This window comes from Catenuloplanes sp. NPDC051500 (assembly GCF_044454585.1).
GTDB lineage: Bacteria > Actinomycetota > Actinomycetes > Mycobacteriales > Micromonosporaceae > Catenuloplanes.
Window position 1 is genome coordinate 111,439 of record NZ_JBITDX010000001.1, and the last position, 26,750, is coordinate 138,188.

At 70.8% G+C, this 26,750-nt stretch carries 29 protein-coding genes; 16 read left to right on the forward strand and 13 right to left on the reverse strand.

From position 1 onward, the window contains the following. Positions 1-20 precede the first annotated feature (20 nt). The 13 genes from ACIA8K_RS00410 (at position 21) to ACIA8K_RS00470 (ending at position 13,188) form a co-directional block, all read left to right on the forward strand. Complete coding sequence (locus ACIA8K_RS00410) at positions 21-1,634, forward strand: ABC transporter substrate-binding protein (protein ID WP_396053349.1); 1,614 nt, start codon at positions 21-23, stop codon at positions 1,632-1,634. Further along, the gene (locus tag ACIA8K_RS00415; RefSeq protein WP_396053351.1) at positions 1,627-2,490 is read left to right on the forward strand and encodes an ABC transporter permease; all 864 of its coding nucleotides are present in this window, start codon (positions 1,627-1,629) and stop codon (positions 2,488-2,490) included. The genes ACIA8K_RS00410 and ACIA8K_RS00415 overlap by 8 nt, the downstream gene beginning before the upstream one ends. Beyond that, entirely contained in the window at positions 2,487-3,527 is a 1,041-nt protein-coding gene (locus tag ACIA8K_RS00420) for an ABC transporter permease (RefSeq protein ID WP_396053353.1), read from the forward strand. Before ACIA8K_RS00415 ends, ACIA8K_RS00420 begins: the two co-directional genes overlap by 4 nt. Before the next feature lie 3 nt (positions 3,528-3,530). After that, positions 3,531-4,208: an alpha/beta fold hydrolase gene (locus tag ACIA8K_RS00425; protein ID WP_396053355.1), complete on the forward strand. Its 678-nt coding sequence runs from the start codon at positions 3,531-3,533 to the stop codon at positions 4,206-4,208. Positions 4,209-4,216: 8 nt separating this feature from the next. Next, positions 4,217-5,251 (forward strand): ABC transporter ATP-binding protein, encoded by a 1,035-nt coding sequence (locus tag ACIA8K_RS00430; RefSeq protein ID WP_396053357.1) that lies wholly within the window; start codon positions 4,217-4,219, stop codon positions 5,249-5,251. Next, positions 5,248-6,267: an ABC transporter ATP-binding protein gene (locus tag ACIA8K_RS00435; RefSeq protein ID WP_396053359.1), complete on the forward strand. Its 1,020-nt coding sequence runs from the start codon at positions 5,248-5,250 to the stop codon at positions 6,265-6,267. Before ACIA8K_RS00430 ends, ACIA8K_RS00435 begins: the two co-directional genes overlap by 4 nt. Further along, positions 6,264-7,022: an amidohydrolase family protein gene (locus ACIA8K_RS00440; RefSeq protein WP_396053361.1), complete on the forward strand. Its 759-nt coding sequence runs from the start codon at positions 6,264-6,266 to the stop codon at positions 7,020-7,022. Before ACIA8K_RS00435 ends, ACIA8K_RS00440 begins: the two co-directional genes overlap by 4 nt. Further along, positions 7,019-7,459 (forward strand): hypothetical protein, encoded by a 441-nt coding sequence (locus ACIA8K_RS00445; RefSeq protein ID WP_396053363.1) that lies wholly within the window; start codon positions 7,019-7,021, stop codon positions 7,457-7,459. Before ACIA8K_RS00440 ends, ACIA8K_RS00445 begins: the two co-directional genes overlap by 4 nt. A 24-nt stretch (positions 7,460-7,483) precedes the next feature. Next, complete coding sequence (locus tag ACIA8K_RS00450; RefSeq protein WP_396053365.1) at positions 7,484-8,287, forward strand: creatininase family protein; 804 nt, start codon at positions 7,484-7,486, stop codon at positions 8,285-8,287. Positions 8,288-8,297: 10 nt separating this feature from the next. Further along, entirely contained in the window at positions 8,298-8,933 is a 636-nt protein-coding gene (locus ACIA8K_RS00455; RefSeq protein ID WP_396053367.1) for a cyclase family protein, read from the forward strand. Beyond that, on the forward strand, positions 8,933-10,594 hold the full coding sequence (locus tag ACIA8K_RS00460; protein ID WP_396053369.1) for a gamma-glutamyltransferase: 1,662 nt from the start codon (positions 8,933-8,935) through the stop codon (positions 10,592-10,594). The genes ACIA8K_RS00455 and ACIA8K_RS00460 overlap by 1 nt, the downstream gene beginning before the upstream one ends. A 50-nt stretch (positions 10,595-10,644) precedes the next feature. Next, positions 10,645-12,351 (forward strand): amidohydrolase, encoded by a 1,707-nt coding sequence (locus ACIA8K_RS00465; RefSeq protein ID WP_396053371.1) that lies wholly within the window; start codon positions 10,645-10,647, stop codon positions 12,349-12,351. A 66-nt stretch (positions 12,352-12,417) separates the two neighbouring features. Continuing rightward, a complete protein-coding gene (locus ACIA8K_RS00470; RefSeq protein ID WP_396053373.1) occupies positions 12,418-13,188 on the forward strand; it encodes a sulfite exporter TauE/SafE family protein in 771 nt (256 codons plus the stop codon). On the opposite strand, the gene ACIA8K_RS00475 is transcribed toward ACIA8K_RS00470, so the two are convergent. Then, a complete protein-coding gene (locus ACIA8K_RS00475; RefSeq protein ID WP_396053375.1) occupies positions 13,185-13,976 on the reverse strand; it encodes an N-acyl homoserine lactonase family protein in 792 nt (263 codons plus the stop codon). The two genes, ACIA8K_RS00470 and ACIA8K_RS00475, sit on opposite strands and share 4 nt — an antisense overlap. Before the next feature lie 56 nt (positions 13,977-14,032). Between ACIA8K_RS00475 and ACIA8K_RS00480 the strand changes: the two genes are divergently transcribed. Then, positions 14,033-14,833 (forward strand): TrmH family RNA methyltransferase, encoded by an 801-nt coding sequence (locus ACIA8K_RS00480; RefSeq protein WP_396053377.1) that lies wholly within the window; start codon positions 14,033-14,035, stop codon positions 14,831-14,833. Here ACIA8K_RS00480 and ACIA8K_RS00485 read toward each other — a convergent pair. Genes ACIA8K_RS00485 through ACIA8K_RS00505 form a run of 5 tightly spaced genes read right to left on the reverse strand, consistent with a single transcriptional unit; the run spans position 14,830 to position 18,823 of the window. Continuing rightward, a complete protein-coding gene (locus ACIA8K_RS00485; protein WP_396053379.1) occupies positions 14,830-15,123 on the reverse strand; it encodes a hypothetical protein in 294 nt (97 codons plus the stop codon). The genes ACIA8K_RS00480 and ACIA8K_RS00485 overlap by 4 nt on opposite strands. Further along, on the reverse strand, positions 15,120-16,346 hold the full coding sequence (locus tag ACIA8K_RS00490; RefSeq protein ID WP_396053381.1) for an extracellular solute-binding protein: 1,227 nt from the start codon (positions 16,344-16,346) through the stop codon (positions 15,120-15,122). Before ACIA8K_RS00490 ends, ACIA8K_RS00485 begins: the two co-directional genes overlap by 4 nt. Positions 16,347-16,404: 58 nt before the next feature. Further along, positions 16,405-17,208 (reverse strand): hypothetical protein, encoded by an 804-nt coding sequence (locus ACIA8K_RS00495; protein ID WP_396053383.1) that lies wholly within the window; start codon positions 17,206-17,208, stop codon positions 16,405-16,407. A gap of 43 nt (positions 17,209-17,251) precedes the next feature. Continuing rightward, complete coding sequence (locus ACIA8K_RS00500; RefSeq protein ID WP_396053385.1) at positions 17,252-18,349, reverse strand: SPFH domain-containing protein; 1,098 nt, start codon at positions 18,347-18,349, stop codon at positions 17,252-17,254. Next, on the reverse strand, positions 18,350-18,823 hold the full coding sequence (locus ACIA8K_RS00505) for an NfeD family protein (protein ID WP_396053387.1): 474 nt from the start codon (positions 18,821-18,823) through the stop codon (positions 18,350-18,352). It abuts the gene before it with no gap. A 212-nt stretch (positions 18,824-19,035) separates the two neighbouring features. Between ACIA8K_RS00505 and ACIA8K_RS00510 the strand changes: the two genes are divergently transcribed. Next, a complete protein-coding gene (locus tag ACIA8K_RS00510) occupies positions 19,036-20,433 on the forward strand; it encodes a serine hydrolase domain-containing protein (RefSeq protein WP_396053388.1) in 1,398 nt (465 codons plus the stop codon). Here ACIA8K_RS00510 and ACIA8K_RS00515 read toward each other — a convergent pair. Next, on the reverse strand, positions 20,417-21,220 hold the full coding sequence (locus ACIA8K_RS00515; protein WP_396053390.1) for a DUF3097 domain-containing protein: 804 nt from the start codon (positions 21,218-21,220) through the stop codon (positions 20,417-20,419). The two genes, ACIA8K_RS00510 and ACIA8K_RS00515, sit on opposite strands and share 17 nt — an antisense overlap. Positions 21,221-21,348: 128 nt before the next feature. Here ACIA8K_RS00515 and ACIA8K_RS00520 point away from each other — a divergent pair, with 128 nt between their 5' ends. Next, positions 21,349-22,149 (forward strand): hypothetical protein, encoded by an 801-nt coding sequence (locus ACIA8K_RS00520; RefSeq protein WP_396053392.1) that lies wholly within the window; start codon positions 21,349-21,351, stop codon positions 22,147-22,149. 22 nt (positions 22,150-22,171) lie between these two features. On the opposite strand, the gene ACIA8K_RS00525 is transcribed toward ACIA8K_RS00520, so the two are convergent. From ACIA8K_RS00525 to ACIA8K_RS00550, 6 genes are all read right to left on the reverse strand, one after another. Further along, positions 22,172-22,633, reverse strand: coding sequence for an Lrp/AsnC family transcriptional regulator (locus ACIA8K_RS00525; RefSeq protein ID WP_396053394.1), 462 nt, complete (start codon positions 22,631-22,633; stop codon positions 22,172-22,174). Between the two features lie 8 nt (positions 22,634-22,641). Next, positions 22,642-23,031 (reverse strand): Asp23/Gls24 family envelope stress response protein, encoded by a 390-nt coding sequence (locus ACIA8K_RS00530; RefSeq protein ID WP_396053396.1) that lies wholly within the window; start codon positions 23,029-23,031, stop codon positions 22,642-22,644. Between the two features lie 71 nt (positions 23,032-23,102). Next, positions 23,103-23,885 (reverse strand): HAD-IIA family hydrolase, encoded by a 783-nt coding sequence (locus tag ACIA8K_RS00535; protein ID WP_396053398.1) that lies wholly within the window; start codon positions 23,883-23,885, stop codon positions 23,103-23,105. Between the two features lie 35 nt (positions 23,886-23,920). Further along, on the reverse strand, positions 23,921-24,985 hold the full coding sequence (locus ACIA8K_RS00540; protein ID WP_396053400.1) for a ferrochelatase: 1,065 nt from the start codon (positions 24,983-24,985) through the stop codon (positions 23,921-23,923). 117 nt (positions 24,986-25,102) lie between these two features. Next, entirely contained in the window at positions 25,103-25,870 is a 768-nt protein-coding gene (fabI, locus tag ACIA8K_RS00545; RefSeq protein ID WP_396053402.1) for an enoyl-ACP reductase FabI, read from the reverse strand. A 29-nt stretch (positions 25,871-25,899) separates the two neighbouring features. Continuing rightward, the gene (locus ACIA8K_RS00550; protein WP_396053404.1) at positions 25,900-26,607 is read right to left on the reverse strand and encodes a beta-ketoacyl-ACP reductase; all 708 of its coding nucleotides are present in this window, start codon (positions 26,605-26,607) and stop codon (positions 25,900-25,902) included. Positions 26,608-26,750: the final 143 nt, after the last annotated feature.

Below are 26,750 nucleotides of genomic sequence, written 5' to 3' on the forward strand. Positions count from 1 at the left end.
CAGGCCAAGGAGCTATCCACATGACGAACACAGTCTCCCGGCGAAACATACTGCGCGGCGCGGCCCTCCTCGGCCTGGGCGCTGGATTCACCAACCTGCTCGCGGCCTGCGGCATCGCCTCCGAGGAGGGGGAGAGCGGCGGCAAGACCGGCGGCACGCTCACCCTCGCGATCGACGGCACCAGCGCGGTCAACGACCCGGCGTTCTACACCACGCTCGGCGACTGGATGGCCGTCGACTGCATCTGCCGGGGCCTGACGTTCATCGACTACGAGACCACCGAGCCGAAGCCGGACATGGCGGAGAGCTGGACCGTCTCCGAGGACCAGCTGACGTACACGTTCACGCTGCGCAAAGGTGTCACGTTCCACGACGGGACCGCGTTCACCTCGGCGGACGTGCTGGCCAGCCTGAACCGGCAGTTCAACAAGGACGACCCCACACTGCCCGAGGGCGCGTCCCGGCCGCTGAACAGCATGGGCACGAACGTCGCGTCGCTCACCGCGCCGGACGCGGGCACGGTGGTCTTCGTGCTGAAGAAGCCGGACCGCACGCTGCTCGGCCGGCTCTCCGACATCGGCGCCCGGATCATCTCCAAGGCCGCGCTTGAGAAGCACGGCAAGGAGATCGGCAAGAACCTGGTCGGCACCGGACCGTTCGCGCTCGTCTCCGCGACCTCCGGCCAGAACATCACGCTCGCCGCCTTCGACGGCTGGTACAAGGGCCGGGCGCCGATCGACAGGCTTGTGCTCCAGCAGGTCACCGACCCGTCGACGATCGTCAGCTCGCTGCTCTCCGGCGACATCGGGGCCACCCAGTTCACGCCGTACTCCGCGCTTGAGCAACTGCGCAAGGACGACGGCATCACTGTGTACGACACGCCGAAGAGCTTCGACGCGTTCCTGATGATGGACGTCCGCCGGATCCCCGAGCTTGACGTGCGCAAGGCGATCAACATGGCGGTCGACAGGCAGGCGCTGATCGCGCAGGCGTTCTTCGGTGCGGCAGTGCTTCCGGACGGCTACACGATCCCGCCGGGCCAGGACGCCTACGATGCCGCGCTCGCCGACCTCAGCGCCACGAACATCGAGGAGGCGAAGCGGCTGATCACGGCCGCCGGCGCCACCGGCCGCACGGTCCGCCTGATGGCCGCGAGCGACAGCTGGCACCCGAAGGCCGCGCAGATCATCGCGCAGAACCTGACCGACATCGGCCTGAAGGTGGAGAGCGACTCGGTCGACCCGGCCGCCTACTTCAACAGGCTGCTGAACCCGGAGGACCAGTTCCACGACATCATGATCTGGGAGCGCAACGGCTACTACCCGGACGCGGACGACATGATCGGCTCGCTGGCCCGGCCGTCCGGCGTCTACGGCGACTTCATCTCCGGCTTCAAGACACTCGACGGATCCGCGGAGTACGCGGACAAGCTGTTCGAGGCGAAGACCATCGCGGACGTGGGCGCCCGCAAGGCCCGCTACAGCGAGATCCAGCGCGAGTGGGCCACCAAATATATGACGCTCTCCATGCTTGTCACTGCCGCGAACCCGGCGGTCAGCGGCAAGAACGTCCAGGGCCTGAACTGGAAGGCCCTCGGCAGCCACCGCTGCTACATGGAAAACGCGAGTGTCTGACCTGGCCACCACGCCGTCCCGCCTCCGCGCCTTCCGGACGCGGAGGCTCGGGCGTGGCCCGCTCGCCGCCGGCTCCTGGGTGATCGTGGCGCTGTTCGTGCTCGTGGCCGCGTTCGGCCCGCTTGTGGTCGGTGCGGACCCGGCCCGTGGGACCAACGACACGCTGCTCCCGCTCGGCGCGTCCGGGCACCTGCTGGGCACCGACGACCTGGGCCGCGACGAACTGGCCCGGATGGTGCACGGCGCCCGGCCGCTGCTGCTCGTCGCGTTCCTCTCCACCGCGCTGGCCGCGGTGGCCGGCATCGGCATCGGGCTGGTCGCGGGCTACGCCGGCCGGTGGATCGAGTGGGTGCTGATGCGCGGCATGGACCTGGCGCTCGCGTTCCCGTCGATGCTGCTGATCATCCTGATCGTCTCCGCCTGGCGGCCCGGCGTGGGCAGCCTGGTGGTAGGCATCGGCGTCGCGCTCGCGCCCGGCCTGGCCCGGCTGGCCCGCGCGCTGGCGGCCCGCGAGGCCCGCCGCGACTACGTGCTGGCCGCGAAGCTCGGCGGCACCCGCAGCCCGCGGATCCTCGTGCAGGAGATCCTGCCGAACATCGCCGGGCCGATGCTCGCCCAGGTGGTCATGACGCTCTCGGTCGCGGCCGGGTTCGCCGCCGGACTCTCCTACCTCGGGCTGGGCATCCAGCCCCCGACACCGGACTGGGGATACATGGTGCAGGCCGGCCAGGAGTTCCTCTACAGCGCGCCCCGGCTCGTGGTGCTGCCGGCCGCGGCGACGCTGATCTTCGTGGTGGCGTGCAACTTCGTCGGTGACGACCTACGGGATGCGCTCGACCCGAGAGGATCACGGTGACCCGTACCCCCTGGTTGGTCCTGAAGCGGCTTGCCGCTGTCCCGCTCGTGATGCTTGTGCTTGCCACGATGGTCTTCATCGCGATGCGCCTGCTTCCCGGCTCGCCTGCCACCTCGCTCGCGGTCGGCGGCGGCGCGGCCAGCCAGTCCACGGCGGAGGAGATCGCGGAGAACGAGGAGCGGATCAACGAGGTGCTCGGCCTGAACGAGTCCCTCGCGGATCAGTACACGACGTACCTCCGCGATGTGCTCACGCTTGACCTGGGCCGCTCGTTCTACGGCGGCAACGACATCACGAAGCTGCTCGGCGAGGCGCTGCCGGCCACGATCGAGCTGACAGTCGCCGCGATGCTGATCGCGGTGCTGCTCGGCATGGTCACCGGCGTGATCGCGGCGCTGCGCAAGGACACCTGGATCGACACCACCACCCGCGCGATCGGCACGGTCAGCTTCTCGCTGCCCTGGTTCGCGCTCGGCGTGCTCTCCATCGTCGTCTTCGGCGTGTGGCTGCGCTGGCTGCCGGTCATCGGCCGGCTGCCGAACGCGCTCGACTACAACCCGCTTACCAACTTCGTGCTGCTTGACGCGATCCTCCAGGACCGGCCGGAGCTGGTCTGGCCGTGGATCCGGCACCTGATCCTGCCTGCCACCACGCTTGCGCTGTCGATGGCCGGGTTCATCACCCGGATCGTGCGCGCGTCGGTGCTTGAGGTGCTGAGCGACGACTTCGTCCGGACCGCGCGGATGAAGGGCCTGTCCGGCGGCGCGATCATGCGCCGGCACGTGCTGCGGAACTCGTCGCTGCCGATCGTCACGGTGCTCGGCCTGCAGTTCGGCTCGCTGCTCGGCGGTTCGGTGATCACGGAGACCGTCTTCTCCTATCCCGGCGTCGGAAACCTGCTTGTCAACGGCATCATGCAGCGCGACTACCCGATCGTGCAGGGCGCCGCGCTCGCCATCGCGCTGCTGTTCACGCTTGTCAACGTGGCCGTGGACCTCCTCTACCTCGCGCTCGACCCCCGGCTCCGGAAGGCCTGACACATGCACATCGTCCTCGTTCACGGCGCCGGTGGGACCCCGACCACCTGGTCCGAGGTCACGCCGCTGCTGACCGCCGCCGGTCACGCGTTCACGCTCGTCACCAACCCGATGACGTCCCTGGAGGACGACGTCGCGCACACGCTCGCGGTGGCCGAGGGGGCCGGCGAGCCGGTGCTGCTTGTCGGCCACTCCTACGGCGGCGCGGTGATCACCAACGTGGGACGGGCGCCGATCGTGAAAGGACTCGTCTACGTGGCCGCGTTCGCGCCGGACGAGGGCGAGACCGTCAACGGCATCGTCGAGCGCTATCCCCCGGCCGGCGTCTCGAAGTACATGCGCCGCGGCCCGAACGGCGAGTGGAAGTCCGAGCACACCGACGAGTACTGGGCCGAGATCGGCTGGGACGTGCCGGTCGCCCAGCGCGGCGTCTGGGACGCCGAGTCCCGCCAGAGCGACAACCGGATCTTCACCCAGCCCACGGGTACGCCCGCCTGGCGCACCAAGCCCACCTGGTACCTGGTCGCGGCGCAGGACAGGACGCTGAGCACCGAGATCCAGCGGGACATGGCGAAGCGGGCGAACGCGATCACAAGCGAGGTGCCGGGCAGCCACTTCACGCCGCGGGTCCGGCCCGCAGACGTGGTCGCGCTCATCGAGACGGCCCTGGCGGCGCTGTGAGCGCGCTCATGGACGGCTCTGTGAACGCGCTGATGGAGATCCGCGATCTGCGGGTGGAGTTCGACGTGCCGGCCGGGCGGCTGCCCGCGGTCGCCGGCATCGACCTCGACCTCGCCGCCGGTGAGCTGCTGGCGCTGGTCGGCGAGTCGGGGTCCGGTAAGTCCGCGCTCTCGATGAGCCTTGTCGGCCTGAACCGGGGCCCGGCCGCGCACATCAGCGGCGAGGTGCGCTTCGGCGGCCGGGACCTGGTCGCCGCGTCCGAGAGGGAGCTGCGCGGCGTGCGCGGCAAGGACATCTCCGTGGTGTTCCAGGACGCGCTTGCGGCGCTGAACCCGACGCAGAAGGTCGGCGACCAGGTCGCCGAGATGATCCGCACGCACCGCAAGGCGCGCCGGCGGGACGCGTGGAAGCGCGCGGAGGAGCTGCTCGGCGAGGTCGGCATCGCGAACCCGGCGCAGGCGGCCCGCGCGTACCCGCACCAGCTCTCCGGCGGCATGCGGCAACGCGTCATGATCGCGATCGGGCTTGCGAACGACCCGGCAGTGCTGATCGCGGACGAGCCGACCACCGCGCTGGACGTGACAATCCAGGCGCAGGTACTCAAGCTGCTCAAACGCCTGCAGGCCGAGCACGGCACCACGATCGTGCTGATCACGCACGACCTGGGCGTGGTCGCGGAGGTCGCGGACCGGGTCGCGGTGATGTACGCCGGCCGGGTCATCGAGCAAGGCACCCGGGACGAGGTGCTGTTCCACCCGCAGCATCCGTACACGATGGCGTTGCTGAACTCCGTCCCGCGCGTCGACGGACCGCACGTGGACCGTCTCCCGGCGATCGCCGGCAGCCCGCTGACCGGCGTCTCCAGGCCGTCCGGCTGCGCATTCGCGCCCCGCTGCGCGTTCGTCACCTCCGGGTGCGACGTCGACATTCCACAACTGCTGCAGCGGTACGGCGAGCCGGGCCATCTCGACCGCTGTCTTCTGGACGCGCCGGCCCGGGTGCGGGCCCGGGCCGGCGCCGAGACCCAGGTGGTGACCCCGTGATCGCGAAGCCCACGCCGCTGCTGCAGGTGGAGAAGCTGCGCGTCGAGTTCCACGGCTCGGCCGGGCGTACGGTCCGGGCGGTCCGGGACGTGGACCTGGAGATCTTCGAGGGCGAGACGCTCGGGCTGGTCGGCGAGTCCGGCTGCGGGAAGTCCACGCTCGGGCGGGCCATGCTTCGCGTCACGGAGCCGGCCTCGGGCTCGATCACCTACCTCGGGCTGGACATCACGCGGCTGCGGGGGACCGTGTTCAGGCGTACCCGCGCTGATCTTCAGATGGTCTTCCAGGACCCGTTCGGGTCGCTGAACCCGCGCCGGACCATCGCGGACATCGTCGCCGAGCCGATGCTGCGGGCCCGGGGCCTGTCCCGCGCCGCGGCCCGTGCGGCCGTCGACGATCTGCTCGACCAGGTGGGGCTCGGCAGGGAGGCCGGCTCGCGGCGGCCGCACGAGTTCTCCGGCGGGCAGCGGCAGCGGATCGGCATCGCCCGCGCGCTGGCGCCGTCGCCGCGGTTCGTTGTCGCGGACGAGCCGGTCTCCGCGCTTGACGTGTCCATCCAGGCCCAGGTGATCAACCTGCTCACCGACCTGATCCGCGACCGCGGCCTGACCATGCTGTTCATCTCGCACGACCTCGGCGTGGTCAAGCACATCGCGGACCGGATCGCGGTGATGTACCTCGGCGAGATCATCGAGATCGCGTCCCGGGACGACTTCTTCGCCGGGCCGGCGCATCCCTACGGGGAGGCGCTGCTGTCCTCGGTGCCGTCGCTGGGGTCGGCCCGGGAGCGCATCGAGTTGGCCGGCGAACTGCCCGATCCGGCGTCGCCGCCGCCGGGGTGCACGTTCCACACCCGCTGCCGGTACGCGATCGACAGGTGCCGCGTCGAAGCGCCGGTGCTCCGCGAGGTCGCGCCCGGCCGGCAGGTCCGCTGTCACCTTCCACTTCTGACCATCGCCGCCGCACCGTCCGCGCCGGCCCCGGTCGGTCCCGTCACGAAAGGCACCACCGCATGATCATCGACGCGTACAACACCACGCAGGACGTCCGCGGGCGCTCCGACTACCTGACCGGTGCCAAGCCCGGTCAGGCACCGCCGCCGTACACGCCGTTCGACCCGAAGCGCATCCTCGACCGGATGGACGCGGCCGGCGTCGACCTGGCCATGGTCTGCTCGCTCGCCCAGCGGATCGAGAACGACTTCATCGCCGGGCTGGTGAAGGCGCACCCGGACCGGCTCTTCGGCTTCGGCCAGGTGATGCCGCAGGCGGACGACGCGCTCGACGAGATCTCCCGCATGCGCGACCTGGGCATCGTCGGCCTGAAGCTGCACCCGTCCATGCACGGCTACCACGTCGCGGACCACGGCCTGCTCGACCCGGTGTTCGCGCGCTGCGCCGAGCTGGGCATGCCGATCCTGATCAACGCGCTTGACGACGCGTTCTGCGCGCCGCTGGCGATCGAGGAGATCGCCAAGGGGCACCCGGACGTGCCGACGATCATCGCGCACATGGGTGCGGTCTGGAACGTGCCCGAGGCGATCATCGTGGCCGAGCGAAACCCGCACATCTACCTGGAGACCTCCGCGACGCTTATCGCTGACGTCCGGCGCGCCTACGCCCGGCTCGGTGCCTCGAAGATCCTGCTCGGCAGCGAGTGGCCCGGCTCCGACTTCGACCTGGAGCGGATGAAGATCGCCAAGGCCGTGCCGGACGAGACGGACCGCGCGCTCGTCGAGGGCGGCAACATGGCCCGGATCCTCGGACTGTGACGCTCCACGTCACCCCGCCGGCGCAGATGCCGGCCGCCGACCGGCTGCTGCTGTCGCGCGCCCAGGAACTGCTTGACCGCGTCTGGGTGGACGGGCGGCACGAGGTCGCCACCGCGCTGCGGACCGCTTCCGGCGAGATCTTCACCGGCGTGCACCTGGAGGGGTCCTGCCGGCGCAGCTCGATCTGCGCGGAAGGGATCGCGCTCGGCGCCGCCCGGGCCGGCGGGGTCGCGCTGTCCAGCGTGGAGGCGGTGGTGTCCGTGCAGATCAAGCCGGCCGGCCGGTTCCGGATCATCGCGCCGTGTGGGGTGTGCCGCGAGCTGATCTGCGACTACGCGCCGGACGCGACGGTCTGGCTGACCTCGCCCGCGGACGACTCGATCGGGTCGTTCCGGGCGCTCGATCTGCTGCCCGAGAAGTCACGACGTCAGTGGTAACGCTTCACCCGAAAGGAGCAGGCTGTGTCCGTACCCACGGATGACCTTGATCTTTCCTCTGCGCAGCTCGGCGGGACCGGCGTGCCGGTGCGGTGGGACACGCTCACCTGGCCCGAGGCCGGCGCCGCAGCCGACCGCCTGGACGCGGTGATCATCCCGGTCGGCGCGATCGAGCAGCACGGGCCGCACCTGCCGCTCAACGTGGACACCGTGATCTGCGAGGAGGTCGCGCTCGGCGTCTCCGCGCTGACCGGCGTGCCGGTCGTCCCCACGCTCGGCTACGGCGTGTCCGGCTCGCACGGCGACTTCGCAGGCACGCTCGCGCTGCGCCCGGAAACGCTCATCGCCCTGGTCGAGGACGTCATCGACTCGCTTCACGCCAGCGGTGTCCGGCAGTTCATCCTGCTCAACGGCCACATCTGGAACAGCGGCTCGCTCGACGTGTCAGCCGAGAAGCTGCGGGTACGCCACAAGGACGCCCGGGTGCGCTCCATCGCCTACGTCACCATGTACCCGGGCCCGGAGGTCAACGGCCGCGTGCACTACGGCCGCGGCCTGATGCACGCGAACTTCTTCGAGACCTCGGTCATGCTTCACCTGCGCCCCGACCTGGTCCGGATGGAGCGCGCCACCTCGCACCTCGACGTCGACTCGTTCTGGGACTACCGGATGGACCAGGTAAGCGAGACCGGCGTCTGGGGCCGCGACGTGGCCGACGCCTCCGCCTCGCATGGAAAATCCGAGTTCGAGCGATGCGTGACCACCACCGCGAACGCCATCGCCGCCGCCGTCCGCGAACCGTGGCCGTCCTCCGCCCACCGCCCGTAGGAGTGCACTAGTGGAGATCTACGACATCACGCTCCCGATCCACCCGGAGATGCTGCACTGGGGCCGCAAGCCCGAGGTGGAGGTCGTCGAATCGCTTGCCGCCGGCGACCCGTCGAACGTGACCCGCTGGCGGCTCGGCGCCCACACCGGAACGCACGTGGACGCGCCCGCGCACTTCGTCGACGGCGCCACCACAGTCGACAAGCTCGACCTGCACACGCTTGTCGGGCCCGCGCTTGTGGTGGACGCGACAGCGGTCACCGGCGACATCTCCGTGGCCGACCTGGAGGCGGCCGGCGTCGCCGGGCACGAGCGGGTGCTGCTGAAGACGACGAACTCGGCCGGGCCGCTCAAACTCACTGACCGCGCGGAGAGCTGGGTCGGGCTGTCCCCCGAGGCCGCGCGGTGGCTGATCGCGCAGGGCGTCCTGTTGATCGGCATCGACTACCTGACAATCGAGAGCCACACGCTCACCGAGACCTGGGACGCCCACCACGCGCTGCTCGGCGCCGGCCTGATCATCCTGGAGAACGCGGACCTGGACGCGGTGCCGGGCGGCGAGTACGAGCTGGTCTGCCTGCCCACCAAGCTTGTGGACGCGGACGGCTCGTTCACCCGCGCCATCCTGATCAAGCGGGACGCCTGATGTCCGGAGCGGACCCGGCCGCCGGTGGCGCGCGCGGTGCGGCGGCGGCCGAGGGCAGCGATACGGCGGGTAGCGGACTCGCAAGCGCCCTGAGCAGCGGCGTTGTGGTCACGGCAGGCGGCGTCGCGGTGGCGGCGCCGCATCCGGCGGCCGTGGACGCGGCGCGTGCGGTGGTCGCGGCCGGGGGCAACGCGTTCGATGCGGCGCTCGCGGCCGCGGCGGCACTCACAGTGGCCTACCCGCATCAATGCTCGGCCGGCGGTGACCTGGTCGCGATCGTGCGGCCGGCCGGCGGCGAGGCGCGGGCGGTGCTGTCGATCGGCGCCGCCGCCGCGAACGTGGACATCCCGGCGCTTCGCGCGGCCGGCGAGCGGATGCCGTTCGGCGGGCCGCAGACCGTGACAGTGCCCGGCGTCGTCGCGGGCTGGGCGTCGATCGCGTCCCTCGGCGCGTCGATGCCGCTCGCCGCGTTGCTTGCGCCCGCGATCGGCCTGGCCGAGAACGGCGTGCCGGTCAGTCCCGGTCTCCACCGCGCGGTGCTCGGCCGCCTCGACGGCGTGCGCGCCGACCCGGGCCTGTCCGCGCTGCTTCTCGACCCGGAGACCGGTTCGCCGGTGACCACGCTGATGCAGCCCGCGCTGGCCGAGACGCTGCGCCTGATCGGGGCGAACTGGCGCGCGTTCTACAAGGGACACCTCGCACACCGGCTCGCGGACGGGCTCGCCGCGCTCGGCAGCCCGCTCACCGCCGCGGATCTGGCCGCACACCAGGCCGAGGTGACCACGCCGCTCACCACGACGGTAGGCGAGGTGACCTGGTCGGCGGCGCCCCCGCCGGTCCAGGGAGCCACGTTCCTGGCCATCGTGGGCGCCGCGTCCGGCACGGGAGCCGCCGCGGGCGCTGAAGACGGCGCTGCCGCGGGCGCTGAAGGCGGCGCTGCCGCGCTGCTCACCGAGGCACGGCGGGCACAGGTGGCCCGCGACGCGCTGCTCGGCGATCCGCGGACCGGGCCGGTCGACCTGGACGGGCTGCTGCTGCGCACCCCGGGCGCGTTCGCCGGCGTCGACACGGGACCCAAGCCGGCAGGTGACACGGTCGCGGTCACCGCCGTGGACGAGCAGGGCAACGCGGTCACATTGATCCAGAGCGTCTTCCAGAGCTTCGGTTCCGGGCTGCTGGAGCCGGGCACCGGGCTGGTGCTGCACAATCGCGGCTCGTCGTTCAGTCTCGACCCGGCGCATCCGGCCAGGATCGCGCCCGGGGTGCGCCCGCCGCACACGCTCTGCCCCACGCTCGCCACCACAGCGGACGGCGGGATCGCGGCGCTCGGCTGCCAGGGCGGGCGCTCCCAGGCCTGGATCCTGGCCCAGGTCGCGCCGTCGGTGCTCGACTCGGACGACCTCGCCGCGCTGCTCGCCCGCCCCCGCTGGATCATCGGCGCCCGGGAGATCGGCCGCGACGTCCCCACGCTGCTGCTCGAGCCGGGCACGCCGGATGTGGACGCGCTCACCCGTACCGCCGAAGCCCTTGATCTCGTCGTGGAGTCCACCGCCGGACCGCATGACGACGCCGGTCACATCCAGGTCGCCCGGCTGACCGCGGGCGCCCTCGCCAGCGCGAGCGATCCCCGGGCCGACGGTCTGGCCGCAGTCCTCCGATGACCCACCGCTCAACAACCACATACAGAACCACAAGCCGCGTGGGTACGCCGGTGAGCGACGCACTCGTGATCGCCGGCAATGTGATCACGATGGACGGGGCGCGGGCGGAGGCGGTGGGGATCGCCGGCGGGCTGCTTGCGGCGGTCGGGAGCCGTGCGGAGGTTCGCGAGGCGATGCCGGCCGGGACTGTCGAGGTGATGGTCGCCGGGACTGTGGTTCCCGGCTTTGTGGACAGTCATGTGCACCTGCTCTGGGCCGGGCGCCGCGCCGGGCGGGTCTCGCTGACCGGCGCCACCTCGATCGGCGAGGTGCGGCGGCGGATCCGGGAGCACGCGGGCGCGCATCCCGGTGACGGCTGGATCGAGGCGGACGACGATCTGGATCCGTGGGATCTCGCCGAAGGCCGCCTGCCCACGGCCACCGAGCTTGAGGAGGCCGCGCCGGGACGCGGTGTGCTGCTGGACCGGCGCGGGCATGACGCGCTGGTGAGCACTACCGCGTTGCATCGTGCGGGGATCACCGCGGGCACGCCGGATCCGGCGGGTGGTCGCATCGCGCGGGACGCCCGGGGCGAGGCGACCGGGCTGCTTGTGGAGCATCCGGCGGTGGCGCTGGTCCGGGCCGTCATGCCGCCGCCGGGTCGTGCGGAGCACCTCCGGTGGATCGAGGCGGGGCAGCGTGAACTCCTCGCGCACGGCATCACGACAGCGATGGATCCGGCGGTGGCCGCGGCGGAGCTCGGCGCGTACGCGGAGGCGGCTCGGTCGGGCGCGCTGCGGCTCCGGGTGACCGCGATGCCGCTCGGCTCGGCCGGCGTGAGCTTCGCCGAGCTGGACCGGGCCGCCGGGGACTGTGGTCTGGAGAGCGCGGACCCGGAGCGGCTGCGGCGCGGGCCTACCAAGATCTTCCTGGACGGCGGCGGCTCGCTCGGTACCGCGCTGCTCTCCACGCCGTGGCCGGCGCAGAATTCGATGCCGTGGCCGGCGCAGGATTCGATGCCGTGGCCGACGGAGGATTCGACGCCGTACCACGGCAATCAGACGCTGAGCCGGGAGGAACTGCTCGCGCACTGCCGGGATGCGGCACGTGCCGGTCGGGGCGCCGGCGTGCACGCGGTCGGTGACGCCGCGATCGATCTGGTGCTTGACGTGCTCGCCGAGGTGGACGCGGAGACGCCGATCGTGGGGCTTGGCTTTCACCTGATCCACGCCTATCTCGGCCCGGGTCCGGACGCGATGCGCCAGGCGCGGCGGCTCGGGGTGCGGGTGTCAGCGCATCCGGCGTTGCAGTGGGACTTCGGGGCCGGGCTGATCGACCGGCTCGGTGAGGACCGTGCGGCGGCCGCCAATCCGCTGCGCTCGTGGCTTGACGCGGGCGTCGAGGTGGGCGGGGGTTCGGACGGGCCGGGACCGCCGATCTCGCCGCTGCACGGCATGTGGCAGGCGCGGACCCGGCGGGTGCGGGGGCGGGACACGCCGCTCGGACCGGAGCAGGCGATCACCGCGGCGGAGGCGCTGGCGCTGTTCACGACCGGTGCGGCCCGGATCACCGGCGGGCCCGGCACCGGGCGGCTGCGGGTGGGCGACCCGGCCGACCTCGCGGTCCTGGACGGCGACCCGCTCGCGGTGGAGGCAGACGCGCTGCTGAGCATCCGCGTCACCGCCACGATCGTCGACGGTCGCGTGGTCGCCGGCGCACTCTCGACGAAGGGCTGGGGAACGGCCGGTAACCGCGACGCGCGGGCCGAAGACCTCTGAGAGCAGGGTGGGCGGGCTCCCCGTACCCTCGCGGACGTTTGATTTTGATCTTGAGGATGGGGTGCGATGAGCCTGATCGAAGCCGTGCTGCTGGTGCTGGCCGGGCTGGCGGCCGGGATCGTGAACGCGATCGCCGGCGGTGGGTCGCTGATCACGTTTCCGACGATGCTTGCGATCGGGATCCCGCCGGTGTCGGCGAACGTGAGCAACGCGCTGTCCGTCGCGCCGGGGTACGCATCAAGCGTGGTCGGCAGCCGGGCGGATCTGACGGGGCAGGGGCGGCGGATTCGGCGGGTGGCGCCGACCGTGTTGATCGGGGCCGGGTGCGGGTGTGCGCTGCTGTTGAACACGCCGCATCGGGTGTTCGACCTGGTGGTGCCGTTTCTGGTGTTGGGGGCGGCGCTGATGCTTGCGTTCCAGGCGCGGCTGCGCGGGCTGGTCGGGCATCCGCAGGAGGTCTCGCCGAAGCGGGCCGCGATCACGCTTCAGGTGGCGGTGTTCCTGTGCGGGCTGTACGGCGGCTACTTCAACGCGGCGCTCGGCGTGCTGCTGGTGGCCGGGCTGGCGCTTGTGCTGGACGAGACGATGGCGCGGGTGAGCGCGCTGAAGAATCTGCTGTCGGCCGTGGTGGGGCTGGTGACTGTGCTCGTCTACAGCGTGTTCGGGCCGGTGAACTGGACCGCTGTCGCGATTGTCGCGCCGGCCACTGTGGTCGGCGGGTATCTGGGCGCGCGGCTGGCCCGGAAGCTGCCGGCGCCGGTGCTCCGCGCCGTGATCGTGACGTTCGGGTTGACGGTCGGCGTCTACCTGCTGATCCGGGCGGCGTTCTTAAGTTAGAAGCGGTCCGCCAGTTCTGCGGTCAGGGCGGGCCAGGCGATCGGGTCGTGGCCGGGGATGACCGGGTAGCCGCGGCGCGCGCCGATCTCCTTCAGCCGGCGGATCGGGGCGATCGTCTCCTCCGCGGTGACGCCCGTGAACGAGCCGATCGCCCGCTCGGACGCGATGTTCTCGGTGAGGTCGGCGGCGTCACAGGCGAAGACGTAGCCGCCGCCGGACGCCAGGTCGACCACGAAGCTCTGGTGACCAGGCGTGTGCCCGGCCGTGAGCAGCGCGGTCACCCCGGGCACGATCTCCACGTCGCCGTCCGCGAGCTGCCAGTCGATGCGCGGGTCGTCGTAGTCGACGCGGGCCATCGAGTAGTGCTCCGGCTCGGGGTGGTTGCTCAGGCCGTAGGTCAGCTCGGCGCGCTGGACGTGCACCGGCACCCGGCCGGCGAAGTGCTTCAGCCCCCCGGCGTGGTCGACGTGCAGGTGGCTGAGCGCGACCCGGGTGACGTCCGCGAGGGCGACGCCGACGGTCGCAAGCGCCTCCTCGAGCGGCTCGCCGGGCCCGGGCAGCTCCGGCTGATAGTTCGGGCTGGGATAGAAGCGGCGGCGCAGCGCGGGGTCGCGGAGCAGCGCGGTGTTGAAGCCGGTGTCGAGCAGCAGCCAGCCGTCGTCGTGTTCGAGCAGCAGGGCGGGGACGGGCTCGCGCACCCGCTCGGTCCGGGACGCGCCGAAGACCGAGGCGGACCGGGGCAGGTCCTCCCACCCGAGCGTGAGCGCGATGATTCGTGAGATCGCCATTGGATCCCAAGATAGCCCATGCGGATCCCAGATGTCGGCTGACAGAATGTCGAACCGTGCCAGCCGAGCAGATCACCAGCCCCGACGACAACCGGATCGCGGACTACCGCGCGCTCACCGACGTGGAGCTGCGGACCAGGTGGGAACCGCCGAACGGGCTCTTCATCGCGGAGGGCGAGCTGGTCATCCGGCGCGCGGTCCGGGCCGGGTACCGGCTGCGCAGCGTGCTCGTCGACGAGAAGCGCGTGGACCAGCTGGCCGGCCTACCCGGCGACGCGCCGTTCTACGCCGCCCCGCCACCGGTGCTGGAGTCGATCACCGGCTTCCACGTGCACCGCGGCGTGCTGGCCTCGTTCCACCGCAAGCCGGCGCTGACGGTGCAGGACGTCCTGCACGACAAGCGGCGCATCGCCGTGCTCGAAGGGCTCAACACGCACACGAACCTCGGCGCGCTGTTCCGCAGCGCCGCCGCGTTCGGCATGGACGCGGTGGTGCTGTCGCCGGACTGCGCGGACCCGCTCTACCGCCGTGCGGTCCGGGTGAGCATGGGCGAGGTGTTCGCGATCCCCTACGCGAAGGCGGCGGACTGGCTCGGCGCGCTTGACGAGATCAAGGCCGCCGGCTTCACGCTGCTTGCCATGACGCCCGCGGACGACTCCGTACCCCTGCAGCGGTTGTCGTCCGCGCAGCGGGCCCGCCCGGCCGTGCTGCTCGGCGCGGAGGGACCCGGCCTCACGACACGCGCGCTGGCCGCGTCCGACGTGCGGGTCGCGATCCCGATGCACCGCGGCGTCGACTCGCTCAACGTTGCCACTGCTGCGGCGGTGGCGTTCTGGGAGCTGTCCCGGGAGGACTAACGGTCCGGTGGCCGGACCGGCGTCTTGGGCAGCAGCGCGGCCGCGATGAAGCCGAAGATCGGGATGAGCGCGCCGATCGCGCCGACGATGGCGTCGGTCTGGTTGAGGCCGAGCAGCCAGACCATGCCGGCGATCGCTGCGACGCACAGCAGGCAGAGCAGGACCACGATCAGCCAGCGGACCCAGGGCGGGCGGCGGTAGAGGAGGAAGTAGACGACCGCCTCCACCGCGATGATCAGTACGGTGGTGCCGAGTACGACCCAGTGCGCCGGGAGCGGCAGCGTGATCATGACAGTGCCCTGGTCATCGCGTCGATGAAGTCGAGCCCGACCTGTGGCCTCGCCGGGCTGAAGAGCGCCTCGTACGCGTACTTCCGGATCACTGCCGAGAAGGCCCGGTAGCCGGGGTGGACCGGCCGCAGCACCGAGTGCTCGACCGCGTCGCGAAGCACGTCCAGATGCGGCACCAGCCGGGTCACGCCGGTGGCCCCGTCGTAGGCGCGCACGTGGGTCGGCACGAAACCGTGCAGAGCCAGCACCTTCTGCGACTCCGGCGAGGTCAGGAAGTCGATGAGCGCACGCGCCTGGCGCTGGTGCGGCCCGCCGCTGACCACGGCCAGGTTCTGCCCGCCGAGCATGCCGCCCGGCAGCGGGAACTTGAGCAGGTCGAGCCGGTCACCTGGCGCCTGCTTCCGGCGGGCCGCCTCCAGCTCCGGCCACTCCGTCGGCCAGTTCCGCAGGAAGCCGGCCGTGCCCTTGGTGAACGCCTCGGTACTCTCCTGCTCGGTGGCCGTGGCGACCAGCCGGCCGGCCTCAAGCGCGTTGCGGATCAGTGTGAACACCGTGTTCCACCTGCCGACCGCCTCGACCGGCGGCAGTTGCGCGGGCATGCCGTCCGGGGTGAACAGGTAGGTGTCGTACGAGTTGATCAGCTCCAGCACGTTGACCACGAACGCCTCGTCCGATGCGGAGTTCGACGGGTTCAGCTGCATCAGAAGCGCACCGGGGGGTGCACCGCCCAGGAACGTCCTCAACTCAGGTGTCCCGGTCGCCGGCTCCTGCCCGGCCGGGGTGCGGCGGTAGAGCACGCCGACGTCGGAGTTGAACGGCACCGCGTAGTCCCTGCCCGCCCACCGGCAGGTCTCAAGCGCCCTGGACAGGTAGGGCAGCGGGGTGTCGAGCGGCGCGATTAGCCCTTCCTCGGCGAACGCGGGCACGTCGATCACGTCGAGGTTGACGATGTCGACCGCGTGCCGCCGGGCCGCGTCGCGCAGCTCGATGCGCTGGTCCGTGGTGGACGATCCGAACTCGTCGATCGTGGCGCGCGCCTCGGGGTGCGCGGCGTTCCACTGGTCGATCAGAAGTTTCCGGCCGCCCGAGTCATCCGACCCACTCCCGATACGTAGCGTTATGTCCGAACCAGGGTCGGAGAGCAGGTAGGTGGCGGACGCGGTGACCGACCCACAGGTCAGCACACCAACTATGAACGAGCGGCGAGAGTACGGCATCTCCATCGACACCACCTATCGGACCTGCATCAACGGTCTTCAAGGATAGACCACCGCCACAATGTCAACAGCTTCTCCGCACCAGGTCGAACAGCGTCGCCCGCTCCGCCGCCGGCACGTCGATGAGCGTGTAGACCGTCGGAGCGTCACCCACAGCAAGCCACGCCGGGAACTCGTAAGGCTTCTTCACCTCACCCACCGCATGCGGATCACACCGGAACGTGTCGATCACGATCGGAATGTCCACCGTGGCCTGTCCCGGCGCGAGCGTCCCGTAGGGCTGCGTCGTCACCACAGGCGTGAGGTTGTAGAGGATGCTGCCCTTGAGGTCAGTCATCACCACCGGCTCCGTGCCGCCGACCCGGGTAAGCGTGACCGCGGCGTCGAGCGCGCCGTCCGGGCGCGACCTCAGGCCGGTAAGCGTGGCGGCGGCGCTCTTGTGCACCTCCGCCTGCTCACAGTCGGCAGTGAGAAGCGAGTTCAAGAGCTCGTTGGGGTACGGCAGGGGAAGCGCCACCTCCCGCGTCCGCTCGCCCTCCCGGACGGTAAGCAGCGCGGTGGCCGGCTCGGCCGCCGACGCGGGGCACACGCCCTGCCCGTACCCGATGCGGATGTCGGTGAGCACGTCGCCCGCGAGCACGAGCGTGTCCGTGTCGACAGGCCCGGCGCCGGTGAACGACGGCGACCTCAGCTCGGCGCGGACCACCTGGATCGGCGTGTCACCGCCGTTGCTCAACTGGATCTTGACGGTCCGGAGCACCTGGTCGGTCCGGTGCTGCATGAGCACGGCCGTGAGCGGCACCGGCTCCTCGTCCGGGGTGCTCCTGTGCAGCGTGGCCGCCGCGACTGTCGCCGCGACGGCCACCACTGCTACTGCTGCTACTGCTACAACCGGCTTCCATCGCACACGGCTAAGCCTTGTCGGTCTGCGGCGCCTGGTAAAGGCCCGACACCGCGGACGGAGGCGACGCGGGCAGGCTCTTCGGCCGGGAGCTCACCTCGGCCTCGGCGGCAGCGGCGGCATCCGCGACCTCACGTGCGGCAGCGGCGGCCTCCTCCGCAGCCTGCGCGGCCTCCTGCTCGACCTCGCTCGCGGCGGCGGACGCGGCGGGGGCGGGCTCGTCGTTCGCCGTGCTCGCCAGCCCGCCGAGCGCGCCGCTGATGCCCTCCAGCGCCTTGGTCAGCTCGGCCGGCACCACCCACACCTTGTTCGCGGAGCCCTCAGCGATCTTCGGCAGCGCCTGGAGGTACTGGTAGGCGAGCACCTTCTGGCTCGGGTTCGCGGTGTGGATCGCGTCGAAGACCGTGCGGATCGCCTTCGCCTGGCCCTCGGCCTGCAGGATGCTCGCCTGCCGTTCACCGTCCGCCTTGAGCACGGCGGCCTGCTTGTCGCCCTCCGCGGTCAGGATCGCGGACTGCTTGTGACCCTCCGCGTTCAGGATCGCGGCACGGCGGTCCCGCTCCGCGCGCATCTGCTTCTCCATCGAGTCGCGGATGCTTGCCGGCGGCTCGATCGCCTTGATCTCGACGCGGGTGACCTTGATGCCCCAGCGCCCGGTCGTCTCGTCGAGCACGCCGGACAGGTGCCGGTTGATCTCCTCGCGGCTGGTGAGCGCGCGTTCCAGGTCGAACGAGCCGATCACGTTACGCAGCGTGGTGACCGTGAGCTGCTCGATCGCCTGCAGGAAGTTCGCGATCTGGTACGTCGCGTCCGCCGAGTTGACGACCTTGAAGTAGAGCACCGTGTCGATCGAGACGCTCAGGTTGTCCGACGTGATCACCGGCTGCGGCGGGAAGCTGACCACCTGCTCCCGCACGTCGACCTTGGTCCGCACCTGGTCGATGAACGGAATCAGCAGGTTCAGTCCCGGGGTCAGCGTGCGCTGATATTTTCCGAGTCGCTCCACGATGAATTCGCGCTGTTGCGGCACGATCTTCAACGCCGACAGAAGCGTGATCACCACGAAGAGTGCGATGGCGCCGACAACCACGCCGATAACTGTTTCCATCTATTCCTCCAACTCCGCCTGCGGCGCGGGGCCGATGCCCTCACGCCAGACGTAGACGGTCGCTCCCCGTACCTTGATGACCCGGACGCGCTCGCCTGCCTCGTACGACTCGGTGTCGTCGAAGGACCGCGCGGTCCACAGTTCACCATCGATCTTGACCTGGCCGTGCACGCCGTCGACCCGCTCAAGGACCAGAGCGGTCTCCCCCTCCAGGCTCTGCGTGCCGAAGTGGTGCGGGTCGTCGCCGTCCGCGCCGCTCAGCCGGTGCCTGCGGATCGCGGGCCAGAACGCGGCGACAGTCGCCGCGGAGACACCCGCGAACACGGCCAGCTGCACCGCCACGTTGAACCCGAGCGCGGCCGCGCCCGCGGCGGCGAACGCGCCGGCCGAGAACATGATGAGGAAGAGCGACACCGTGAAGATCTCGGCGACCGCAAGTACGACGCCGAGCGCGATCCACAGAAATGGCTCCACGCTTAGATCGTGTCACGGTCGCGCACGTACCGCGAACGCTGAGGATCTTGTCGTCGTCATGCGTTCTTCACACAACGGAATTGTGGCCCGCGAGCCAACTTCTCAGACGCCGGAAATGCGTTAGATTGTCGGGCAATGTACCGCTGGTTGCCCGATCGTATATGACGAAAACCTAAAGAAACCGCCAACTGGAATCACAACGGAGTAACCAGGTGTCGCTGCTTCCGGAAACGAGCCGACGGGTAACCGAGATCGTCACGTCGGCGCAGTCCACCGGCCGGGTCCCGTCACTCGTCCTCGGCGTGGTCCGGGACCGGGCCCTGGCCTGCTTCACCGGGGCAGGCGAGCAACCCCGCCCGGACGCGAGGACCCAGTACCGGATCGGCTCGATCACCAAGACGATGACCGCCGCGATGGTGATGCAGCTGCGCGACGAGGGCGCGTTCTCCCTCGACGACCTCGTCTACCGGCACCTGCCCGGCACGTCGATCGGCGGCGTCACGCTCCGGCAGCTGCTCGCCCACGTCGCGGGCCTCCAGCGCGAACCCGACGGCGAGTGGTGGGAACGCGCCCCCGGCGGCGACCTGGACCAGCTCATCGCGGGCCTGTCGTTCGACAAGATCTCCTGGCCGCCGTACCGCGCGTACCACTACTCGAACCTGGCGTACGGCGTGCTCGGTGCGGTCCTGCAGCGGGTCACCGGCGAGACCTGGCCGTCCCTGCTGGCCAAGCGCGTGATCGACCCGCTCGGCCTGAAGCGCACCACGTACCACCCGGTGGAGCCGTTCGCCCGCGGCTACGTCGTGCATCCCTGGCGGCAGACGCTCACCGAGGAACCCCGGCACGACGCCGGCGCGATGGCCCCGGCCGGTCAGCTCTGGTCGACGGTCACCGACCTGGCCGCATGGGCCGGCTTCCTGGCCGACCCGGTGCCCACAGTGCTGTCCCGCGAGACTGTCGCGGAGATGTGCGCGCCGGTCGCCATCAGTGACCAGGAGTCCTGGACACACGGCCACGGGCTCGGCGTGGAGCTGTACCGCAGCGGCGAGCGCGTGTTCGCCGGCCACAACGGCTCGATGCCCGGCTACTCGGCCCAGCTGACAGTGCACCGCGCGACCCGGACCGCTGTGGTGGCGTTCGGCAACGCGTTCACCATGCACGTGCCCGGCGGCATCCGCGCGGTGACAACCGACGTGCTCAACGCCGTGCTCGACCTCGAACCGCAACTCCCCCGGCCGTGGCGGGCGGCAGTGCTGCCCCCGCCCCCGGAGGTGGAGCCGCTGTGCGGGCGCTGGTGGTGGATGGGCCGGGAGTACGAGGTCGCCTGGCAGGCCGACGCGCTGCACGTCTCCTGCGTGACGCTTCCGGACCGGGAGCCGTGGCGCTTCCGCCAGGGCGAGGCAGGCGTCTGGCGGGGGGAGTCCGGCACCAACGCGGGCGAGGTGCTGCGGCCGGTCCGGTCCGGGTCCGGGTCTGTGGTGGCGCTCGACATCGCGACCGCGCTCTTCCGGCGGACGCCGACCCAGCCGGCGTCTACTCAGGCGGCACCGGCTCAGGCGGCATCTACTCAGGCAGCGTCTACCCAGGCGGCGCCTACTCAGGCACCGTGACGAAGTCGATCAGCCGTTCCATCGAGTTGATCAGTGGGGTTTCCAGGTCGCGGTAGCTGGAGACCGAGCCCAGGATGCGCCGCCACATGTCCTGCGGCGTCGCCACGCCGAGCGCGGCGCAGACGCCCTCCTTCCAGGGCTGCCCGCGCGGCACCTCCGGCCAGGCGGCGATCCCGACCCGTTCCGGCTTCACGGCCTGCCAGATGTCCACATACGGATGGCCTGTGACAAGCACGTGCGGGGACGACACCGAGGCGACGATGCGGCTCTCCTTCGAGCCCGTGACCAGGTGGTCGACGAGCACACCGAGCCGGCGGTCAGGCGACGGGCGGAACGCCGCCACCTCGCCGGCCAGGTCGTCGATCCCGTCCAGCGGCTCGACCACGACGCCCTCGATCCGCAGGTCGTCGCCCCAGACGCGCTCCACGAGCGCGGCGTCGTGGATGCCCTCGACCCAGATCCGGCTCGCCTTGGCGACCTGGGCCGGCACGGCGCCCACCGCGATGGACCCGGAGGCGGTCAACAGGCGTGCCGGGCCGGCAGCGGCCGCGGGCGCCCGCCGCAACGTGACGGTCCGGCCTTCAAGCAGGAACGCGGCCGGCTCAAGCGGGAAGTTGCGCCGCCGCCCGTGCCGGTCCTCAAGCACCACCGCGCCGTACTCGAACCCGACGACCGCGCCGCAGAAGCCGGACGACACGTCCTCCACGACCATGTCCGGCTCCGCGTCGACCACCGGGATCGTCCGGCGACGGTGCCGGTTGCCGGCGAGTACATCCTCCCCATACATGGTCTGGACGGTAACGCGCTCACGTTTGCGGGACCATCACCCACGCCGCGGTCAGGTGACGTTCTCGACAGATCGACCGGCGAAGCGAACCGCGACAATCGTCGTACCCACCCCGTACCCTCTTCTCCATGTCCCCCACCGCAGGCGCCACGACGCAGGTGGCGCGCCGGTCGACCCGGTTCACCGCCTGGGTGCGCGCGTGGCGCGCCGGTCTGGTGCCGTTCGACGACCTGGCCGAGGAGATCACCGAGGGCGCGCCGGACGAGGAGCACCTCGCCGCGGACGCCCCCGGCACCTGGTCGGACGTGCCGCTCGGCAGCGCGCTCCCCGCCTTCGCGAAGGTGCATCCCGACGAGATCCGCCTGGTGCTCCCGGTCCCCGGCGACCCGCGCGGCCTCCCCGGCCCCGGCGAGTTCACAAACGCGGCGCTGCTGGCCGGCGAGGGCATCGTGGCCCGCGGCTTCGGCCTGGTCCCCGAGGTGCGCACGCACACGTCCGGCTCAGGCATGACGTTCTCCACCGTGCTGTGGCGCTTCCACCCGCTGCCGGAGACCGCGGCCCGCGCGGGCCTGACCGAGCCGACCGCGGCCGAGGCCGAGGCCGACCTGTCCACCGCGCTCGCCGAGACGACCCACAGACTCACCCGGCTCGACGTCGCACATTGGAGGCCGGAGCTGGCCGGCGCGCTCGCCGCGCTCCGCAAGCCCGACGCCGGCACCGATCTGCCCGCCGGTTTCGACCCGCGCGCCCGCCGGCTCTACGCCCGCGCCGCCGTGCTTGACCGGGTGCTCGCGCTTGCCGAGACCGCCGCGCCCGGCGGCGCCGTCAACAACTACGAGGCCCAGCAGCGCGACGCGGCGCTGCGCCCGCTCACCACAGCCTGCCGCCGCGCGCTCGTCGCCGCCTGCAACGCGCCACTCACGCTGTGAAAAGGCTCTGCCTGTTCAGGCGTCAGAGCGGCTCGACCGGCCGGCGCCGGGAGTGTTCGTAGACGAGCGTGGTGCGCAGCTCCGCGACCGCCCAGTGCGCGGCCAGCCGGTCCAGCACCAGCCCGTCCAGCTCGCGGGTGCCGGGCACCGCCACGTGGACCAGGAAGTCGTCGGCACCGGCGGTGTGGAAGGCCGCGATCGTCTCGGCAAGCGCAAGCGCGAGCGTGCGGAACTCGTCGACTGCCGCGCGCGTCTTGGGCTGCAGGCGTACCCCGATGATCGCCTGGACCGGGCGGCCGAGCGCGGGCAGGTCCACCTCGGTGTGGTGGCCGGTGATCACGCCGTCCGCGTGGAGCAGGCGCACGCGTTCCAGGCAGGTGGACTCCGCGGTGCCGATGATCCGGGCCAGCTCGCGGTTGGTCTGTCGCGCGTTGCGCTGGAGTTCCGCGAGCAGGCGCCGGTTCACGGTATCGAAATTCGGCACAAAAAGGACTATACCGAGGTAGCGGCCCCGCCGACCTCGATGTCGTCGACCTTCACGTTCACGGCGGACACGGTCAGGCCGTACTTCTCCACGGCCTCGATGATCGCGACCCGCACGGCCTCGGTCACGTCCCCGACGACGGAGCCGGCCGCGATCACCAGCACCACGTTGATCTCGGCGGCGGTACCTGTCACCTTCGCGTTCACGCCGCGGGTGGCGTCACCGACCTGGTCCAGCCCGACCCGGTTGAAGATGTTGTCGAAGAACCGCGACACGTCGCCGCCGAGGTCCGTCACGCCCGGCACGGTGCGCGCAGCCGCGGCCGCGATCTTCTCGATGACCTCGTCGTCGACGCTCGTCGTGCCGCGCGTCGCCCCGTTGTCCGCTACGTCGGTCATGTCCCACTCCCCCACATCAGATACCCGAGCAGGTCTCACGCCCAGGTGCGGGGGAAGCGTACAAGCACAGGTCAGATCTCGTCGATCAGGTCCGCGACGGAGTTGACCACACGGGACGGCCGGTACGGGTACCGGTCCGCCTCCACCTCGTCCGAGATGCCGGAGAGCACCAGGATGGTGTGCAGCCCGGCCTCAAGTCCGCAGAGGACGTCGGTGTCCATCCGGTCGCCGATCATCGCGGTGCTCTCCGAGTGCGCCTCGATGGTGTTGAGCGCGGAACGCATCATCATCGGGTTCGGCTTGCCCACGAAGTACGGGTCGACACCTGTCGCCTTGGAGATCATCGCGGCGACCGAGCCGGCGGCCGGCAGCGCGCCCTCGACGGACGGGCCGGTCGGATCCGGGTTCGTGCAGATGAACTTCGCACCGTCGTTGATCAGGCGCACGGCCTTGGTGATCGCCTCGAAGCTGTACGTCCGGGTCTCGCCGAGCACCACGTAGTCCGGGTCGAAGTCGGTAAGGATGTAGCCGGCCGCGTGCATGGCAGTGGTAAGCCCGGCCTCACCGATCACGTAGGCGGTGCCGCCCGGCCGCTGGTCGGAGAGGAACTGCGCGGTGGCGAGCGCGGCCGTCCAGATCGCCGACTCCGGCACCTCGAAGCCCATCCGGGACAGGCGCGCGTGCAGGTCACGTGGCGTGTAGATGGAGTTGTTCGTCAGGATCAGGAACGGCTTGCCGGACGAGCGCAGCCGGTTGATGAACTCGGGCGCGCCCGGCACCGGATGCCCCTCGTGCACAAGCACGCCATCCATGTCGGTCAGCCAGCTCTCCACCGGCTTGCGCTCCGCGCCCATCTGGTTCTCCCTCGGGAAAATAACGCCACGTGAGCTCATCGGGACGGGCGAGCCGGCGGCTTGCAGCAGTCCACCGCACAGTAGTCCCAGACCGGGAGATTTCCCATCCGCTGCACCGGGGTGGAGACGCACACCGGTTCCGCCGCGGCGAACGGTGCGCCGAACGGCGTGGAGAGCCGCTCCTGCACCAGCTCACGCACCATGGCGACGTACCGCGGGTCGTGACCGGGGGTGCCGGCCCGTGCGTAACCCAGGCCCAACTTCGCCGCGGTCTCAAGCGCCTCGTTGTCCAGATCCCAGACCACCTCGAGGTGGTCGGAGACGAACCCGATCGGGCTGACCACCACGTCGGTCACGCCCTTCTCGGCGAGCGCGGTCAGGTGGTCGTTGATGTCCGGCTCCAGCCACGGCACCTGCGGCGGCCCGGAGCGGCTCTGCCAGACCAGGTCCCACGGCAGGTCGAAGCCGTCCGCGACAAGCGTCGCGGTCTCGTGCAGCTGCGCCTCGTAGCGCCCGCCGGACGGCCCCGCGGTGGCTGCCATCGACGACGGGATGGAGTGCGCGGTGAATACGATCCTCGTCGTCGCCCGGCGCGCCGGGTCGAGCGTGGCAAGCGCGTCGCGCACCGCGTCCGCGTGCGGGGCCACGAAGCCCGGGTGGTCCCAGAACTGGCGCAGCTTGTGCACGCGCGGCGCACCCTCGCCGACCGCCTCGGTCGCCTTCGCGATGTCCTCCCAGTACTGCCGGCAGGACGAGTAACCGCCGTAGGCGCTGGTCGCGAAGCCGAGCGCGTTCCTGATGCCGTCCGCCCGCATCTGCGCGAACGTGTCGGCCATCATCGGATGCCAGTTCCGGTTGCCCCAGTAGACGGGCAGGTCCACACCGTTCGCCGCGAAGTCGTCCTTCAGCGCGGCGATCAGGTCGCGGCACTGCTGGTTGATAGGTGAGACGCCGCCGAAGTGGTGATAGTGCTCGGCCACCGCGAGCAGGCGCTCCCGGGGCACACCGCGCCCCCGCACCACGTTCTCGAGGAACGGCATCACGTCATCGGGCCCCTCGGGCCCGCCGAACGACATCACCAGCACCGCGTCGTAAGCCACGGTCCCAGTCTGCCCGCTACCGGCAGACGGCCCGGGGCCAACCCCCCAATACGCGATGAAGACAACATCGGGGGGTACGGCGCTCCGGCCCGTACCCCCCGATGATTGTCAAAGGTTTCAGGCGCCGACCGCGTGGTAACCGCCGTCGACGTGGATGATCTCCCCGGTGGTGGCCGGGAACCAGTCGGAGAGCAGCGCCAGGATCGCCTTCGCCGCCGGCTCGGTGTCGTGCAGGTCCCACTTGATCGGGGCCCGCTTGGTCCACTCGTCCTCGAACTGGTCGAAGCCGGGGATCGACTTCGCGGCGATCGTGCGCAGCGGCCCGGCCGCCACCAGGTTGCTGCGGATGCCCTCCTTGCCGAGGTGCAGCGCCAGGTAGCGGTTCGCCGACTCCAGGCCCGCCTTCGCGACGCCCATCCAGTCGTAGACCGGCCAGGCCACTGTCGCGTCGAAGGTGAGGCCGACGATGCCGGAGCCCGGGCCCATCAGCGGCTGGCAGGCCTTGGCGAGCGCCGGGTACGAGTACGTGGAGACCTGCACGGCCGTGGCCACGTCCTCCCACGGCGCGTCCATGAACCCGCCGCCGAGGCAGCTCTGCGGCGCGAAGCCGATCGAGTGCACCACGCCGTCCAGGCCGTCGACGTGCTCGCGGACCTTGTCGGCCAGCCCGTCCAGGTGCTCCTTGCTCGACACGTCCAGCTCGATGATCGGCACCGGCTTGGGCAGGCGCTTGGCGGTGCGCTCGACAAGCGACAGCCGGCCGAACCCGGTCAGGATGACCTCGGCGCCGGCCTCCTGCGCGAGCTTGGCCGTGGAGAACGCGATCGACGCGTCGGTGAGCACGCCGGTGATGAGCAGGCGCTTGCCCTCAAGCAGTCCAGACACTGTTTTTTATCCCCCTTGATGAATGTGGCTCAGTGACCCATGCCCATGCCGCCGTCGACCGGGATGACCGCGCCGGTGACGTAGGTCGCGCCCTCGCTCGCAAGCCAGGTGACCACGGAGGCGACCTCCTCCGGCGTCGCCATCCGGCCGGCCGGGATCTGCTTCTTGATCTCTGCCTTGCGCTCGTCCGTAAGCACGTCGGTCATCGCGGTGTCGATGAAGCCGGGCGCCACCACGTTCGCCGTGATGTTGCGGGAGGCGAGCTCACGGGTGATCGAGCGGGCCACGCCGACCAGGCCGGCCTTGCTCGCCGCATAGTTGACCTGGCCCGGGTTGCCGGCCAGGCCGACCACCGAGGAAATAAAGATCATGCGGCCCCAGCGCGCGCGGACCATCTTCGCCGTGGCGCGCTTGGCGACCCGGAACGCACCGGTCAGGTTCGTCTCGATCACGTCGGTGAACTGCTCGTCGGTCATCCGGAGAAGCAGCGTGTCCGCGGTCATGCCCGCGTTCGCCACAAGCACCTCGACCGGGCCGAACTTCTCCTCGACCTCTGTGAACGCGGCGTCGATCGAGGCCGGGTCGGTCATGTCGCACTGCACGCCGAACAGGTCGCCGTCCGGCGCCCCGGTCCCGCGATGCGTGATCGCCACCCGGTCGCCCTGCTTGGCGAAGGCCTGGGCGATGGCCAGGCCGATCCCGCGGTTGCCTCCGGTCACCAGCACCGTGCGCGCCACGGTCACTCCCTTGCTCGGCCTGACGTCGATCGCAGGCGGTCGGGGTGAGCCTAGGCGCTACCGATTGGTAGACGGTAACCATGCGTGCCGGTGAGGCCTGTCATACCCGGGTATGAGCACCTGAGGGTCACGACGGCGGGCCA

Coding starts and splice junctions, on each gene's coding strand:
- ACIA8K_RS00520 (WP_396053392.1), top strand. CDS start 21,349: ATGTCCCCCACCGCAGGCGCCACGACGCAGGTGGCGCGCCGGTCGACC.
- ACIA8K_RS00530 (WP_396053396.1), bottom strand. CDS start 23,031: ATGACCGACGTAGCGGACAACGGGGCGACGCGCGGCACGACGAGCGTC.
- ACIA8K_RS00490 (WP_396053381.1), bottom strand. CDS start 16,346: ATGGAGATGCCGTACTCTCGCCGCTCGTTCATAGTTGGTGTGCTGACC.
- ACIA8K_RS00485 (WP_396053379.1), bottom strand. CDS start 15,123: ATGATCACGCTGCCGCTCCCGGCGCACTGGGTCGTACTCGGCACCACC.
- ACIA8K_RS00475 (WP_396053375.1), bottom strand. CDS start 13,976: ATGGCGATCTCACGAATCATCGCGCTCACGCTCGGGTGGGAGGACCTG.
- ACIA8K_RS00410 (WP_396053349.1), top strand. CDS start 21: ATGACGAACACAGTCTCCCGGCGAAACATACTGCGCGGCGCGGCCCTC.
- ACIA8K_RS00535 (WP_396053398.1), bottom strand. CDS start 23,885: ATGGGCGCGGAGCGCAAGCCGGTGGAGAGCTGGCTGACCGACATGGAT.
- ACIA8K_RS00460 (WP_396053369.1), top strand. CDS start 8,933: ATGTCCGGAGCGGACCCGGCCGCCGGTGGCGCGCGCGGTGCGGCGGCG.
- ACIA8K_RS00500 (WP_396053385.1), bottom strand. CDS start 18,349: ATGGAAACAGTTATCGGCGTGGTTGTCGGCGCCATCGCACTCTTCGTG.
- ACIA8K_RS00470 (WP_396053373.1), top strand. CDS start 12,418: ATGAGCCTGATCGAAGCCGTGCTGCTGGTGCTGGCCGGGCTGGCGGCC.
- ACIA8K_RS00425 (WP_396053355.1), top strand. CDS start 3,531: ATGCACATCGTCCTCGTTCACGGCGCCGGTGGGACCCCGACCACCTGG.
- ACIA8K_RS00430 (WP_396053357.1), top strand. CDS start 4,217: ATGGACGGCTCTGTGAACGCGCTGATGGAGATCCGCGATCTGCGGGTG.
- ACIA8K_RS00515 (WP_396053390.1), bottom strand. CDS start 21,220: ATGTATGGGGAGGATGTACTCGCCGGCAACCGGCACCGTCGCCGGACG.
- ACIA8K_RS00440 (WP_396053361.1), top strand. CDS start 6,264: ATGATCATCGACGCGTACAACACCACGCAGGACGTCCGCGGGCGCTCC.